Origin of the sequence: Azospirillum rugosum (assembly GCF_017876155.1) — a bacterium.
Lineage (GTDB): Bacteria > Pseudomonadota > Alphaproteobacteria > Azospirillales > Azospirillaceae > Azospirillum > Azospirillum rugosum.
On record NZ_JAGINP010000002.1, the window covers coordinates 344158 to 358561 of the forward strand.

The window sequence follows — 14404 nt, forward strand, 5'->3', positions numbered from 1 at the left end:
AGGCCCACATGGTGAAGGTCTACACATCCACCGTCATCGACGCCCCGGCGGAGCGGGTCTGGGCGATCGTCCGCGACTTCAACGGGCTGCCGGACTGGACGCCCTTCTGCGCCGAGAGCCGCATCGAAGGGGGCGAGCCGGCCGACCGGATCGGCTGCGTCCGGAACTTCCGCCTGAAGGACGGCGCCGTGCTCCGCGAAAAGCTGCTGATGCTGTCCGACTACGACTACCAGTGCAGCTATTCGATCCTGGAAAGTCCTCTGGGCGTCACCGACTACCTCGCGACGCTGAAGCTGTCGCCGGTCACCGACGGCGACCGCTGCTTCGCCGAATGGTCGGCGGAGTTCAACTGCGCCGCCGGGCGGGAAGGGGAACTGACGCAGCTGATCGGGCAGGGCGTCTTCCAGGGGGCCTTCGACACCCTGAAGGAGAAGGCGAGGCGCGCCTGACATGCCGCGCGTCGTCCGCTCCACGGTCATCGACGCGCCGGTCGCGGAGGTCTGGCGGATCCTCCGCGACTTCAACAGCCACCGCGACTGGCACCCGGCCGTCGCCGACAGCGTGATCGAGGACGGGCAGGCGCCGGACTCGGTCGGCGCGGTGCGGCGCTTCCGCCTGACCGGCGGCGCGGTGCTGCGCGAGCAGCTGCTCAGTCTGTCCGACCGCGACTTCACGCTGTCCTACTGCATCCTCGACGCCCCGCTGCCGCTGTTCGGCTACGTCGCGCACATCCGGCTGAAGCCGGTGACCGATGGGAACCGGACCTTCTGGACCTGGACGAGCGACTTCGATTGCCCGCCGGAGCGCGAGGCGGAGATGGTCCGGCTGGTGGCCGAGGGGGTGTATGAGGCGGGGTTTGCGGGGATGGCAAAGGCACTGCGCCGCGGACGCGGCCCCCTCCCTAACCCTCCCCCGCTGCGCGGTGGAGGGGACGGCGGCACCCTCTCCCGCAACGCGGGGGAGGGCTGGGGAGGGGGCATGTGCGACGCCATCGTCGCGCGCGCCTACGGCCCGCCGGATGTCCTGCAATGGACCCGCGTCGCGGTCCCGCCGCCCGGCCCCGGCGAGGTGACGGTGCGCCACACGGCCATTGGCGTGAACTTCATCGACGTCTACTGCCGCACCGGGTACTTCCGCCTGCTCCAGCCGCCGGGCGTGCCGGGCATGGAAGGCGTCGGCGTCATCGACTCCATTGGCCCCGGCGTCACCGGCCTGTCGCCGGGCGACCGCGTCGGCTACGCCTGCGCGCCGGTCGGCGCCTATGCGGAGCGGCGCACGATGCCGGCGGAGTTGCTGGTGTCGCTCCCCGACGACATCGACGACGAAACCGCCGCGGCCACCCTGCTGAAGGGCATGACGGCGGAATTCCTGCTGCACCGCGTTCACCCGCTGGCCGCGGGGGAGACCGCCGTGGTGCACGCGGCGGCCGGCGGGGTCGGGGTGCTGCTGTGCCAGTGGGCGGGCGCGCTCGGTGCCACGGTGATCGGCGTCGTCGGGTCGGAGGCGAAGGCGCGCATCGCCCGCGCCCAGGGCTGCGCGCACGTCGTGCTGACGACCGACGACGTGCCGGGACGCGTCCTGGAACTGACCGGCGGGCGCGGCGCCGACGTGGTCTACGACGCGGTGGGGCGCGACAGCCTCGCCCGCGATCTCGCCATGCTGGCACCCTGCGGGCACATCGTCAGCTACGGGCAGGCGGGCGGCCATCTGGAGCCGCTGGACGTGGCGTCGCTGGCCGAACGCTCGGCGCGGCTGTCGCGGCCCAACTTCGGGCACTACGCCGGCACACCGGCGCAGGTGCGGCTGTCGTCGCAACGCCTGTTCGACGCGCTGCGCCGGGGGCTGGTCCGGCCCTTCGTCGGTGCGCGCTTCCCACTGCGCGAGGCCGCGCAGGCGCATCGGCGGCTGGAGGACCGGGCCAGCGTCGGGGCCACCATTTTGTTTCCTTAGATTTGGCCTGGTTCCCTGAAGAACTCCTGTGGGCTAACGTTTCGTGGCATCCCATATCACAGCCCCGAGAAGGAGAGTGACCATGGCGATTCCCACGACGGCGATTCCCACCACGACGCTGCCCTCGGGGCGACCCGTCCCGGTGCTGGGGCAGGGCACCTGGTACATGGGGGAGGACGGCCGCGACCATGCGCGGGAGGTGGACGCGCTGAAGCTCGGCCTCGACCTCGGCATGACGCTGATCGACACGGCGGAGATGTACGCCGACGGCGGCGCGGAGGAGGTGGTCGCGGACGCGATGGCCGGCCGCCGCGACGAGGTCTTCCTGGTCAGCAAGGTGCTGCCGCAGAACGCCAGCCGGCGCGGCACCATCGCCGCCTGCGAGCGCAGCCTGAAGCGCCTGCGCACCGACCGCATCGACCTCTACCTGCTGCACTGGCGCGGCAGCCCGGACTTCGCGGAGACGGTGGACGCCTTCGAGGCGCTGATGCGCGACGGCAAGATCGGCCAGTGGGGCGTCAGCAACCTCGACCTCGCGGACATGGAGGAGCTGGTGGACGTGACCGGCGGGGCCGGCGTGCAGGCCAACCAGCTGCTCTACAACCTGACGCGCCGGGGCATCGAGTATGACCTGAAGCCCTGGCTGCGCGAGCGCGGCATCCCGATCATGGCCTATTCGCCGATCGAGCAGGGACGCATGCTCCGCCACGCCGAACTGCGCCGGGTGGCGGAACGCCACGACGCGACCCCGGCCCAGGTGGCGCTCGCCTGGCTGCTGCGGCAGCACGGGGTGATTCCGATCCCCAAGGCGTCCTCCGCCCAGCATGTCCGCGAAAACCGCGCGGCGCTGGACCTGACGCTGACCGCGGAGGACCTGGCGGACCTGGACCGTGCCTTCCCGCCCCCACGCGGCCCGCGCCCGCTGGAGATGCTGTAGGAAGCCCCCCCCTCTCCCAGCGGGGCTGGGCGAGGGGGTATTCCCATGCCGCTGATGCCCTTCGCCCAGATCGCGACGCGCATGGGTGGCGCCATCACCGTGACCGTCGTGCTGATCGTGCTGGCGCATATCGTTTGACGCGAACCACCAATCTGGTGTTGAGAACGCCGCCTTCCGTATGCTGCGGAAGGCGGTGGCTTTTTGTGGGTGGAAGGACCGGGTGTCGATGCCGCGTGATGGTGGGCGGGCAGGGACGGGCGGTAGGCTCGCAACAGGGCTGACGGAGGCGCGCGTCGTCGCCACGACCCTCGCCCTGGGTGCCGCGGGCGGGGCGCTGTTCGACTGGATGGGCATGCCCGCGGCCTGGCTGGCCGGCGCCATGGTTGCGGTCGCCGCCGGGGCCATCGGCACACGGGTGCCGCTGCGCGTGCCGGAGTGGATGCGCGAGGTCGCCTACACGCTGGTCGGCATGTCCATGGGCGCCGGCATCACGCCGGACACACTGCGCGTCATGCGCACATGGCCGCTCAGCATGATCCTGCTGGCGGTGTCCATCGCCGCGACGGTGGCCGCCAGCGCGATGTATCTGGAGCGGGTGCACCGCTGGGACCGAGTGACCGCGCGTTACAGCGCCATTCCCGGCGCGCTCGCCGGCGTGCTGGCGATGGCCGCCAAGGCCGACGTGGACCTGCCGCGCGTGGCCCTGGCGCAGAGCCTGCGGCTGTTCATCCTGGTCGTCGCCATGCCCTGGATTTTGCGCCTGATCGCGCCGCCGCCGGGCATGGTCGCGCCGGCCGTCGTCGCGAGCCCGGAAGGGGCGTTCGGCGTCCTGCTGCTCCTTGTGGCGAGCGGGGCGGGCGCCTGGCTGTTCCACCGCTTCCGCCTGCCCGGGGACGTGCTGCTGGGCGCCATGCTGGCGAGCGCGCTGCTGCACGCCACCGGCCTCGTCCACGGGGCGGCGCCGACGCCCGTGCTGACCGCCGGATTCCTGATCGCCGGGTCGGTGATCGGCGCGCGCTTCCGCGGCGTGCCGGCGGCGGTGCTGCGCCGGTCGGTCGGCCCCGCGGTCGGCAGCGTCGTCATCGCGCTGGTCCTGGCGGCCGGCTTCGCCTGGGTGGGCAGCCGCTGGCTGGGCATGCCCTTCGGCACGCTGTGGATCGCCTACGCGCCGGGTGGGCTGGAAGCGATGACCATCGTCGCCTATGCGCTGGGGCTCGACGTCGCCTTCATCGGGGCGCACCATGTCGTGCGCTTCCTCGGCATCGGCGTCGCAGCCCCGCTGTGGGAGCCGAAGAAGCGGGCGCCGGTGGAGTCCTGAACCGCATGCGCATTCTCGTCGTCGAGGACACCGGGGATCTGGCCGACGCGATCATCCACCGCCTGCGCAAGCTCGGCTACGGCGTGAACTGGGCGCCGGATGCCACTACGTCCAGATGACCAACACGGAGCTGTACGACAGCGTGGTCTCCCAGGACGGGGGAGGGCGGGATCCGCCGCACCATTCCCCTCCCGGCAGAGCCGCAAGGGGCGGAAACCAGTCCGAATCGAGCGGGAACAAGCCGTTGCCGTCCGCCATCTTGACCTGAACTTTGGAGCATGGCCGGCTATCCGGTTCTGACTACTCGTTTCATCGGAGCCGCATAGGCTACAGTGCTGCGCCACTCCGCCGAAAGGAACGACCGTGTTCCAGCAGCCCGAATTCCTTTGAATAGCCGCATGCTCCCACTTCTCGTGGTCTTGATATCGGCGGTCTGTACAGCCGCCGTGGCGCAGGACGTCATTGCCGATACGCAAAACTCAGCGGGTGTTTCCGCGATCCTTTTGGGATTTTTAGTTGTCGTCGGCGCGTTGGCCTTTGGGGTGTTCTGGCAATTCCTGCGGGCGCGGCGCCGTGCCCACGCCATGGGCCGCCGCATGGCGGCGGTGCTGCGCAGCACGACGGACGCGATCATCGAATTCGACCGCGACTGGCGGGTGACCTTCGTGAACGAACGGGCCAAGGCCTTGCAGACCAGGGGCGGACCCGCCCTGCTCGGTCGCAGCGTCCACGACATGCTGCCGGACACCATCGGCACCCCGGTCTGGAACGCGGCGCAGCGGGTGATGAACGGCGGGGAGCCGGCGGAGTTCGAGTTCCTCAGCCCGCGCAGCGGACGCTGGTACTTCGTGCGCCTGTTCCCGACCGACGGCGGCGTCGTGTCCTATCTGCAGGACATCACGGAACGCCACCGCATGGAGGAGCGTCTGCGACGCAGCGAAGAGCACCTGACGATGGCGCTCAGCGCCGCGCGGGCCGGCACCTTCGAGACCGACCTGATCACCGGCCAGGCGCGCTGGTCGGACGAGACGTTCCGCATCATGGGGCTCGATCCGGAGCGGGACGAGCCCGGGCTGGACACCTGGATGAAGCTCGTCCACCCCGCCCACCAGAGCGACGGCTTCATGGCCAAGCGGGCGGAGATCGTCGCCGGGCTGCACCCGCGGTTCGAGGTCGAGTACAGCATCGTGCGCCCGGACGGCGAGCTGCGCTGGCTGTCGGCGTGGGGGCGTGTCCTGTTCCGGGCGGACGGGCGTCCCGAACGCATGATCGGCCTGACCGTGGACGTCACCGACCAGAGGCAGACCGAGAACGCCCTGCGCGCCAGCGAGGAGCGATTCCGCGCGCTGGTGAACAACGCTCCGCAGATCATGTGGATCAACCGTCCGGACGGCACGCTGGAATCCATCAACGCGGCGTGGCGGCGCTACGGCGGTGCCGACGTCGCCGAGGAGAGCCGCTGGGACACCATTCACCCCGACGACCGCGACCGGGTGCGAGGCCTTGCCGCGGCCGCCGTCGCCGCGGGCGCGCCCTACGAGTTCGACTACCGCCTGCGCCGGTCGGACGGCGTCTACCGGTGGCACGTCGGCCGGGTGAACCCCATGCGGCAGAACGGCGCGTTGGTTGCCTGGATCGGCACCGCCGTCGACGTCCATGCCGCCCGCGAGGCCCAGGCGGAGGCGGAGCAGGCCAACCGCGCCAAGAGCCGCTTCCTGGCGGCGGCCAGCCACGACCTGCGCCAGCCCATGCAGTCGCTGTTCCTGTTCACGGAGGTCGTCCGCGGCCACGTCGCAAGCCATGAGGGGCGGAACGCCCTGACCATGCTGGAGCGCGGGCTGGACACGCTGAAGAGCCTTCTGGACAGCCTGCTCGACGTCTCCCGCCTCGACGCCGGGGTGATCAAGGCGGAGGTGGGGGAGGTGGCGCTTGGGCCGCTGCTGGAGGAGGTCGCGGCGTCCTACGCGCCCATCGCGCTGAGCAAGGGGCTGTCCTTCACCGTGGACGCCGCCTGCTCGACCGCCATCGCCAGCGACCAGACCCTGTTGGCGCGGATGCTGCGCAACCTCGTCGAGAACGCGGTCCGCTACACCGACGACGGATTCGTCCGGCTGCGCTGCCGATCCGATTCCAAGACGAAGCGCCTGCACATCACGGTGGAGGACAGCGGCGTCGGCATCCCGCAGGAGCATCTGGACCGCATCTTCGAGGAGTTCCACCAGGTCGGCAACCCGGAGCGGGACCGCGCCCAGGGCCTGGGTCTCGGCCTCGCCATCGTCGAACGTCTGTCGGCCCTGCTCGATCACCCGGTCGAGGTGCGGTCGGAACCGGGGAAAGGCTCCGCCTTCACCATCACCGTGCCGCTGGCCAGCGGCACGTCGGCGCCCTGCGCGCCCGTCGGGACCGCCCTGGAGCGCAGCGGGCGGGACCGGCTGGCCGTGCTGGTCGACGACGACGCCATCGTTCTGCTCGGCCTCAGGGCGATGCTCCAGGATTGGGATTACGAGGTTCTGATCGCCGGCTCCACGGACCAGGCCCTGGAACGGCTGAAGGAAGCCGGACGCTCGCCCGACATCGTCGTCGCCGACTACCGTCTGCGCGACGGCCGGGTCGGCACCGAGGCGATCCTGCGCATCCGCGAGCTGGTGGGCGCCCAGGTCCCCGGCGTGATCCTGACCGGCGAGACCGGGGCGGAATGCCACCGCGACGCCCAGGCGCATGGGCTTGGCCTGCTGCACAAGCCCGTCACCCCCCGCCAGCTGCACGGCATGCTGGAGGAGCATCTCCGGCTCGCCCGCTGCGTCACTTGAGCGCGGCCGCAACGACTCGCATTCCCTGACCGCAAGGCGTATGTATGCTGCACTGCGGCATGACGGCGGCATGACAGGCGTGCGTCTCCATGCCGCCCGGTCACTCAGGGATAAGAGCATGGTTGCCATCGTCGCGCTGTCGCTGCTGCTGTCGGGCTTCGGCCTCGTCGTCGTCCGGATCCTCTCCGCCGAACTCGCGACCGCCGGACATCCGGTGCGCAATCCCTGGTCGCCCAGGCATCTGCGCCGCGTGCGCAAGGCCCGCAAGACGGAGGAGGAGATCGCCAACGGCCCCTCCTGGGCCTCCTTCCCGCGCGCGTTCTGATCAAGCGCTCTTTGATCCGGCGCTCTTCTTTGGTCCAGGCAAAAAGGAACCGGGCCGGGAGATGTCTCCCGGCCCGGCCCTTGTTGTTCGGGTGCTGTGTGGTGCTCGGCTGAGCCTTACTGGGCAGGCTCCGCGGCGAGCTTCGACGTCTGGCTGACCGCGTTCATCTGCTTGGCCCGCATCGGCTTCAGGACGAAGAGGGCCAGGAGAGCGGCGATACCATTGACCGCGGCGGCGAAGAAGAACACCGACTGCCAGCTTCCGGTCGAGGCGACCATGATGTTGGCGAACGGAACGACCAGCGACGCGGTGCCCTTGGCGGTGTACAGCAGGCCGGCGTTGGTGGTGGCGTACTTCGAACCGAAGCTGTCGCCGCAGCAGGCCGGGAACAGGCTGTAGATTTCACCCCAGGCGAAGAATACCAGACCGGTCAGGATCACGAAGGCGACCGGGTTGTGGCCCCACTGGTTCAGCGCGAGGATGCCGAAGCACTCCAGGGCGAAGGCGACGAACATCGTGTTCTCGCGGCCGATGTTGTCCGACACCCAGCCGAAGAAGGGACGGGTGACGCCGTTCAGCACGCGGTCGATCGACAGGGCGAAGGTCAGCGCCGGCAGGGTCAGGCCCATGATGCTGACGGGCACGCCGTCGAGGTGGAAGTCCTTGGCGATCGGGCCGAGCTGGGCGGTCGCCATCAGGCCGCCGGCCGCAACCATCACGAACATCAGGTACATGACCCAGAAGACCGGGGTCTTCAGCATCTGCACCGGGGTGTAGCTCTCGCGGGACTGGGCGACGCCGGACTTCTGCGCCGACGGGACCTGGCCGGCCTTCGGCTCCGCCAGGAACCAGGCGAGGAGGAAGACGACCAGGCCCTGGCCGATGCCGAAGGTCAGGAAGGTCGACTCATAGCCGGACGAGGCGATCATGTTGGCGATCGGAACGACCGTCAGGGCCGAGCCGGCGCCGAAACCGGCGGCGGTGAGGCCGGCGGCGAGGCCGCGGCGGTCCGGGAACCACTTCAGCGCGTTGCCGACGCAGGTGCCGTACACGCCGCCGGCGCCGATGCCGCCGATGGCCGCACCGAGGTACAGCATGGCCAGCGAGTCGGCCACGGAATTGATCGCCCAGGCCAGGCCGCAGAGGATGCCGCCGATCAGGACGACGATGCGGGGACCGAATTTGTCGACGAACCAGCCCTCGACCGGGACCAGCCACGTCTCCATGACGACGAAGATCGTGAAGGCAACCTGGATGCCGGCGCGGCCCCAATGGTACTTTTCATCGATCGGGTTGACGAACAGCGTCCAACCATACTGCAGGTTCGCGATCATCGACATGCAGATCACGCCGATGACCAGCTGGAACCAGCGGCCGCCGAGAGGACCCTTTTGGTCCTCCGTAAGCGCTTGGTGCATTTCTCTCCTCCTCGAAGCGATCTCTTTTGCGTGAGTCGGGCGTTTGTTTTTTTGATTTTTTGTTTTGGGAGGTCGGCGTTCGAGCAGATGCCGCTCCGTTGCCTGGGCTTGCCGGGGATTGACTACACCGACTTTCCGGCGGAGTTTCCTCGGATACCGTCAATTGGCATTAAAGATATGGTATGCCAGATACGTTCAGACGCGCAAGCATTTTTGTGCGCGTAACAAACTATCGGCCCCGCCATGCTGTTAACTGGTGTTGCGGAACCCGGAGCGCAAAAGGGGTAGGGCGTTCGTCGGGTCCTATCCACAGAGGATCCAGAGGCCGGATGGTGGGTGGTCAGACTGTTGCGGCGGCTTGCAATCCTGGTCTTCCTGGTATTCGGTATACCTATCAGGAGTGACGCACCGCGCTGCCCCGCGTTCATGAGCCTCCGGCTGCGGGGCCAGCCGGGGACGTCCGAACCTTGCCATGCACAAAATTCAAGTGGGGGGAGCCATGGGCACCACGATCATCACGCATCCCGACTTCCTGCTGCACGACACCGGCCCGGGCCATCCGGAGCGTCCGGAGCGAATCGCGACGGTGTGGCAGGTGCTCGATCGCGACGAATTCCGCGGCCTTCCGCGCCGCACCGCGCCGGAAGCCACGGTGGAGCAGCTCCGCTGGGTGCATGAGCCGTCCTATGTGGACGCGGTGCTCGACGCCGTGCCGGAGGATGGCTATGCGCGCCTCGACGGCGACACGCTGCTGTCGCCGACGTCGCGCTCCGCCATCCTGCGCGCCGCGGGCGCGGTGTGCGAGGCGGTGGACGCGGTGGTTGGCGGGCAGGCGACCAACGCCTTCTGCGCCGTTCGTCCCTGCGGCCACCACGCCGAACCGGCGCGCGCCATGGGCTTCTGCGTCTTCAACAACATCGCCGTCGGGGCGGAGCACGCCCGCAAGCGCCACGGCGTGCAGCGCGTCGCCGTCGTCGACTTCGATGTCCATCACGGCAACGGCACCCAGGCCATGTTCTGGGACGAGCCGGACCTGTTCTTCGCCTCCACCCACCAGTCGCCGCTCTACCCCGGCACCGGGCGGATGAGCGAGACCGGCGCGTCGGGCAACATCGTCAACGCGCCGCTGCCGCCCTATTCCGGCACGGTCGAGTTCCGGCAGGCCATGGAACGCACGGTGCTTCCGGCGCTGGAGGCGTTCAAGCCGGACCTCCTGATGATCTCCGCCGGCTTCGACGCGCACGCCCGCGACCCGCTGGCCCAGCTGAACTTCACCGACGCCGACTTCGAATGGGCGACGCGCAAGCTGGTGGACGCCGCCGATCGCCTGTGCGGCGGGCGGGTCGTGTCGGTGCTGGAAGGCGGCTACGACATGGTCGGTCTGGCGGAGGGGTTGGCCGCCCATCTGCGCGCCCTGATGCGGGCCTGACGGCACTCACATCCGTACCCGCATTGTTGCCGAAGGGAAATGTCCACACGCGCTGTTGCTCTGCTCACGGATAATCTGGTATACCAAATACCAGTGACGGAGATCCGCGATGATCCCGCGCTATCCCAAATCCCAAAGACCGAACGACTCAACGATAGAAATGAGGGAGTTGCGCATCATGGAGCAGCAGACGGTGGACATCACCCTGGCGAAGGACGATGCCGACATCGCGGAGAGCTATTTCGTCATGAAGGAGCTTCGCACCCACATGACGGACGCCGATGCCTATCGCGCGCAGATCCGGCGCCAGATGGAAGACGGCTACAACCTCGCCCTGCTGCGCTTCAACGGCGAGGTCGCCGGCTGCGGCGGCTTCCGCGTGCACGAGACGCTCTCGCGCGGTCGCTATATGTATGTTGAAGACCTGGTCACCTCGCCGAAGCACCGCTCCTACGGCCTCGGCGACCAGCTGTTCGACTGGCTGGCGGCCCAGGCCCGCGAGCGCGGCTGCGCCCAGATGGAGATCATCTCCGGCGTCCACCGCGGCGACGCGCACCGTTTCTACCACCGCAAGCGCATGACCATTAAGTCGTTCCAGCTCGTCCTTCCGCTCACCTGATCCATCCACAAGGGGCGGAAGGAGAACCGGGCGTCCGGCCATCTGGGCGCCCGGTTTTTAGTATGCGTGGCCCCTCAATCCGCACCCAAATCCGGTGGGTTCCGCTCTCCTCCTGGGCGACCATTTTGTGGATTGACATCTGGTATCTGGTATACCAAACTCCGTATATGTTCGGTGTGCTGATTGATTGAGGGCGACGCAATAGCCGCGCGGAGGCGCGGCAAAATTAGGGGGGAGAGGTATCGGGTTATGAAGATCTGCATCTTTGGATCCGGAGCCATCGGCGGGTACCTGGGGGTACGCCTGCACCAGGCCGGCGCGGACGTCAGCCTGGTGGCGCGTGGGGCCCACCTCACGGCGATGCGCCAGAATGGCGTGAAGCTGATCGTCGGCGAGGAAGAAACGGTCGTTCACCCCCGCTGCACCGACAACGCGGCGGAGCTTGGTCCCCAGGATTACGTCATCATCGGTCTGAAGGCTCATTCCGTGCCGAGCGTGGTGCCCGCCATCCAGCCGCTGCTGGGCAAGGACACCGCCGTCGTCACCGCGGTCAACGGCATTCCCTACTGGTATTTCTACAAGAACGGCGGCGACTTCGAAGGCCGCGTGCTGGACAGCGTGGATCCGGGCGGCGCGCAGTGGAACGGCTTCGGGCCGGAACGCGCCATCGGCTGCGTCGTCTATCCCGCGACGGAGGTCGTGGAGCCCGGCGTCATCCAGCACATCTACGGCGACAAGTTCTCGTTGGGCGAGCCGGACGGCACGCAGTCGGATCGCGTCAAGGCGCTGAGCGCCGCGATGGAGGCCGGCGGCCTGCGCGCCCCGGTGCTCGACCGCATCCGCGACGAGATCTGGCTGAAGCTGTGGGGCAACCTCTGCTTCAACCCGATCAGCGCGCTGACCCACGCGACGCTGGACGTCATCTGCTCCGATCCGGAAACCCGCGCCGTCGCCAAGGCGATGATGCTGGAGGCGAAGGAGATCGGCGACCGGCTGGGCGTCCACTTCCGCGTGGACGTGGAGCGACGCATCAACGGCGCCGGCGCGGTCGGCGCGCACAAGACCTCCATGCTCCAGGACCTTGAACGCGGCCGTCCGATGGAAATCGACGCGCTGCTGTCCGTGGTCCAGGAGATGGGCCGCATGGTCGGCGTCGACACCCCGACCATCGACGTGGTCCTGGCGCTCGTCCGCCAGCGCGGCGAGGTCGCCGGCATCTACAGCCGGCCCGGCGTGAAGGAAGCGGCGGCGCCCGCGGTCGCCGCCCAATAGACGGAAAAGAGTAGGCGGAAACGGTCCGGCCCCACAATCCACAACGAGAATGCGGGCCGGACCCCAAAGGCACAATGGCACGGTTCACTGGAGGAGCGTCATGAGGGTTGAAGACATTCTCCGCCGCAAGGGGACCCGCATCGGCACCGTGCGGATCAACGAAACGATCGAGACCGCGCTGCGCCTTCTGAAGGCGGAGAACACCGGCGCGCTGGTGGTCAAGGACGTCTGCCGGACCGAGGGCAACACCGTCGTCGGCGTCATTTCGGAGCGCGACATCGTCCGCGGCCTGACCGACCGCGGGCCGGTGGTGCTCACCCAGCCGGTCACCGCGCTGATGAGCCGCAACCCGGTTTCCTGCGCGCCGAAGGATTCCGTGCGCCGCGTGCTCCAGCTGATGGACGAGCACACCATCCGGCACGTCCCGGTGCTGGAAGGCGCGTCGCTCGTCGGCGTGGTCAGCGTGCGCGACATCATCAAGGCTCAGCTCGAAGCGGCGCCGCGCGACGATGCGGCCGACGAGGCGTCGAGCGCCGAAGGCTGGAACTTCCCGGTCGCGGCCAACCAGTAACGGCGAACACGCGCGCCGCCCCATTTTTGAATTTTAAAGAACGACCGGCGGGCCCCCCGCCGAGGCCGCCCGCCTGACCGGCTGGAGCGCTGACGCCTCGCCCCGCCGTGAGCTTTGGGAGGCAACCAAGAATCATGAAAATCGCCATACCCAGGGAGCGGCGCGCGGGCGAGCTTCGCGTTGCGGCGTCCCCTGAGACGGTCAAGAAGCTGAAGGGCCTCGGCCTCGACGTGGTCGTGGAAAGCGGCGCTGGGCTGGGCTCCAGCCTGCCGGATCAGGTTTATGCGGACGCCGGCGCCACCATCGCGCCGGACGCCGCGTCGGCCCTGTCCGATGCGGACATTGTGCTGAAGGTGCAGCGTCCGCTGATCGCGGGCGAGGGTGAGCTGGACGAACTGGCGCTGCTCAAGCGCGGCGCGCTGCTGCTCGGCATCCTGAACCCGTACAACAGCCGCGACCATGTGGCCGCCTACGCCGCGGCGGGGGTGAACGCCTTCGCCATGGAGTTCATGCCGCGCATCACCCGCGCCCAGGTCATGGACGTGCTGTCCTCCCAGGCCAACCTCGCCGGCTTCAAGGCGGTGGTCGATGCCGCCAGCGAGTACGGCCGCGCCTTCCCGATGATGATGACCGCCGCGGGCACCGTGCCGCCGGCCAAGGCCTTCATCATGGGCGTCGGCGTCGCCGGCCTGCAGGCCATCGCCACGGCCAAGCGGCTGGGCGCCATCGTCTCGGCCACCGACGTGCGCCCGGCGGTCAAGGAGCAGGTGCAGAGCCTGGGCGGCAGCTTCGTGGCGGTGGAGAACGAGGAGTTCAAACAGGCGGAGACGTCCGGCGGCTACGCCAAGGAGATGTCGGACGACTACAAGCGCCAGCAGGCCGCACTCGTGGCCGAGCACATCAAGAAGCAGGACATCGTGATCACCACGGCGCTGATCCCCGGCCGCAAGGCGCCGGTGCTGGTGACGCGCGAGCATGTGGCGTCGATGAAGCCGGGCTCGGTGATCATCGACCTGGCGGTGGAGCAGGGCGGCAACGTCGAGGGCTCCGAGTTGGGCAAGGTGGTTGTCACCGAGAACGGGGTCAAAATCGTCGGGCACGCCAACTACCCCAGCCGCATCGCCGAGAGCGCCTCGCTGCTCTACGCCAAGAACCTGCTCGCCCTGCTCCAGTCGCTGCACGACAAGGAGAAGGGCGTGACGCTCAACTGGGACGACGAGATCGTCAAGGCCATCGCGCTGACCCGCGACGGCCAAGTCGTCCACCCCGCCTTCGCGGACAAGGTCCGCGAAACGCAGACCGTCTGAGGAGGCGGCTTCCATGGAACATCCCGATCCCGCGAGCCAGCTGGACGCGTTTCGCCAGTCGCTCCTCACCCTGACCAACCAGACCGCCGAACTGAACGTCCAGGTCGCGCAGCTGACACACGCCATGCCCGTTCCCACCAACATCGTGGACACCGCCAGCCACGGCAGCTTCTTCATCACCGGGCTGACGGTGCTCGTGCTGGCCTGCTTCGTCGGCTACTACGTGGTGTGGCGGGTGACGCCGGCGCTGCACTCGCCGCTGATGGCGGTGACCAACGCCGTGTCCTCGGTGATCATCGTCGGCGCGCTGATCGCCGCCGGGCCGGCCGGCTTCGGCTTCTCCAAGATCATGGGCTTCCTCGCCGTCATCCTGGCCAGCGTCAACATCTTCGGCGGCTTCCTGGTCACCCAGCGCATGCTCTCCATGTTCAAGAAGAAGGGCAAGTAA

14 protein-coding genes are annotated in these 14404 nt (G+C 68.5%); 13 read left to right on the forward strand and 1 reads right to left on the reverse strand.

Going from position 1 to position 14404, the window contains the following annotated elements:
* Positions 1-8 precede the first annotated feature (8 nt).
* The 7 genes from J2851_RS04815 (at position 9) to J2851_RS04855 (ending at position 7340) form a co-directional block, all read left to right on the forward strand.
* Positions 9-449 carry an SRPBCC family protein gene (locus J2851_RS04815; RefSeq protein WP_209764597.1) on the forward strand — a complete coding sequence of 147 codons (441 nt, stop codon included), beginning with the start codon at positions 9-11 and terminating at the stop codon, positions 447-449.
* A gap of 1 nt (position 450) precedes the next feature.
* Positions 451-1950 carry an SRPBCC family protein gene (locus tag J2851_RS35550; protein ID WP_246500407.1) on the forward strand — a complete coding sequence of 500 codons (1500 nt, stop codon included), beginning with the start codon at positions 451-453 and terminating at the stop codon, positions 1948-1950.
* An 82-nt stretch (positions 1951-2032) separates the two neighbouring features.
* Entirely contained in the window at positions 2033-2887 is an 855-nt protein-coding gene (locus J2851_RS04830; RefSeq protein WP_209764598.1) for an aldo/keto reductase, read from the forward strand.
* A 45-nt stretch (positions 2888-2932) separates the two neighbouring features.
* Complete coding sequence (locus tag J2851_RS04835; RefSeq protein WP_209764599.1) at positions 2933-3025, forward strand: 2-hydroxycarboxylate transporter family protein; 93 nt, start codon at positions 2933-2935, stop codon at positions 3023-3025.
* Positions 3026-3113: 88 nt separating this feature from the next.
* Positions 3114-4205 carry an AbrB family transcriptional regulator gene (locus tag J2851_RS04840; protein ID WP_209764600.1) on the forward strand — a complete coding sequence of 364 codons (1092 nt, stop codon included), beginning with the start codon at positions 3114-3116 and terminating at the stop codon, positions 4203-4205.
* A 542-nt stretch (positions 4206-4747) separates the two neighbouring features.
* The gene (locus J2851_RS04850) at positions 4748-7015 is read left to right on the forward strand and encodes a hybrid sensor histidine kinase/response regulator (protein ID WP_209764601.1); all 2268 of its coding nucleotides are present in this window, start codon (positions 4748-4750) and stop codon (positions 7013-7015) included.
* Positions 7016-7133: 118 nt separating this feature from the next.
* Entirely contained in the window at positions 7134-7340 is a 207-nt protein-coding gene (locus J2851_RS04855) for a hypothetical protein (RefSeq protein ID WP_209764602.1), read from the forward strand.
* 116 nt (positions 7341-7456) lie between these two features.
* On the opposite strand, the gene oxlT is transcribed toward J2851_RS04855, so the two are convergent.
* On the reverse strand, positions 7457-8758 hold the full coding sequence (oxlT, locus tag J2851_RS04860; RefSeq protein ID WP_209764603.1) for an oxalate/formate MFS antiporter: 1302 nt from the start codon (positions 8756-8758) through the stop codon (positions 7457-7459).
* Positions 8759-9257: 499 nt separating this feature from the next.
* Here oxlT and J2851_RS04865 point away from each other — a divergent pair, with 499 nt between their 5' ends.
* The 6 genes from J2851_RS04865 to J2851_RS04890 all read left to right on the forward strand — a co-directional run bounded on the left by J2851_RS04865 (position 9258) and on the right by J2851_RS04890 (position 14404).
* A complete protein-coding gene (locus J2851_RS04865) occupies positions 9258-10187 on the forward strand; it encodes a histone deacetylase family protein (protein ID WP_209764604.1) in 930 nt (309 codons plus the stop codon).
* Positions 10188-10365: 178 nt separating this feature from the next.
* On the forward strand, positions 10366-10806 hold the full coding sequence (locus tag J2851_RS04870) for a GNAT family N-acetyltransferase (RefSeq protein ID WP_246500408.1): 441 nt from the start codon (positions 10366-10368) through the stop codon (positions 10804-10806).
* A gap of 249 nt (positions 10807-11055) precedes the next feature.
* A complete protein-coding gene (locus J2851_RS04875) occupies positions 11056-12078 on the forward strand; it encodes a 2-dehydropantoate 2-reductase (protein WP_209764605.1) in 1023 nt (340 codons plus the stop codon).
* A 100-nt stretch (positions 12079-12178) separates the two neighbouring features.
* The gene (locus J2851_RS04880) at positions 12179-12649 is read left to right on the forward strand and encodes a CBS domain-containing protein (RefSeq protein WP_209764607.1); all 471 of its coding nucleotides are present in this window, start codon (positions 12179-12181) and stop codon (positions 12647-12649) included.
* 134 nt (positions 12650-12783) lie between these two features.
* Positions 12784-13956 carry a Re/Si-specific NAD(P)(+) transhydrogenase subunit alpha gene (locus J2851_RS04885; protein WP_209764609.1) on the forward strand — a complete coding sequence of 391 codons (1173 nt, stop codon included), beginning with the start codon at positions 12784-12786 and terminating at the stop codon, positions 13954-13956.
* 13 nt (positions 13957-13969) lie between these two features.
* Positions 13970-14404, forward strand: a complete 435-nt coding sequence (locus J2851_RS04890) for an NAD(P) transhydrogenase subunit alpha part 2 (protein ID WP_209764610.1) — start codon at positions 13970-13972, stop codon at positions 14402-14404.

Excerpts from the sequence above, each read along its gene's own strand:
- J2851_RS04815 (WP_209764597.1), top strand. The coding sequence starts at position 9 with ATGGTGAAGGTCTACACATCCACCGTCATCGACGCCCCGGCGGAGCGG.
- J2851_RS35550 (WP_246500407.1), top strand. The coding sequence starts at position 451 with ATGCCGCGCGTCGTCCGCTCCACGGTCATCGACGCGCCGGTCGCGGAG.
- J2851_RS04830 (WP_209764598.1), top strand. The coding sequence starts at position 2,033 with ATGGCGATTCCCACGACGGCGATTCCCACCACGACGCTGCCCTCGGGG.
- J2851_RS04835 (WP_209764599.1), top strand. The coding sequence starts at position 2,933 with ATGCCGCTGATGCCCTTCGCCCAGATCGCGACGCGCATGGGTGGCGCC.
- J2851_RS04840 (WP_209764600.1), top strand. The coding sequence starts at position 3,114 with ATGCCGCGTGATGGTGGGCGGGCAGGGACGGGCGGTAGGCTCGCAACA.
- J2851_RS04855 (WP_209764602.1), top strand. The coding sequence starts at position 7,134 with ATGGTTGCCATCGTCGCGCTGTCGCTGCTGCTGTCGGGCTTCGGCCTC.
- oxlT (WP_209764603.1), bottom strand. The coding sequence starts at position 8,758 with ATGCACCAAGCGCTTACGGAGGACCAAAAGGGTCCTCTCGGCGGCCGC.
- J2851_RS04865 (WP_209764604.1), top strand. The coding sequence starts at position 9,258 with ATGGGCACCACGATCATCACGCATCCCGACTTCCTGCTGCACGACACC.
- J2851_RS04870 (WP_246500408.1), top strand. The coding sequence starts at position 10,366 with ATGGAGCAGCAGACGGTGGACATCACCCTGGCGAAGGACGATGCCGAC.
- J2851_RS04875 (WP_209764605.1), top strand. The coding sequence starts at position 11,056 with ATGAAGATCTGCATCTTTGGATCCGGAGCCATCGGCGGGTACCTGGGG.
- J2851_RS04880 (WP_209764607.1), top strand. The coding sequence starts at position 12,179 with ATGAGGGTTGAAGACATTCTCCGCCGCAAGGGGACCCGCATCGGCACC.
- J2851_RS04885 (WP_209764609.1), top strand. The coding sequence starts at position 12,784 with ATGAAAATCGCCATACCCAGGGAGCGGCGCGCGGGCGAGCTTCGCGTT.
- J2851_RS04890 (WP_209764610.1), top strand. The coding sequence starts at position 13,970 with ATGGAACATCCCGATCCCGCGAGCCAGCTGGACGCGTTTCGCCAGTCG.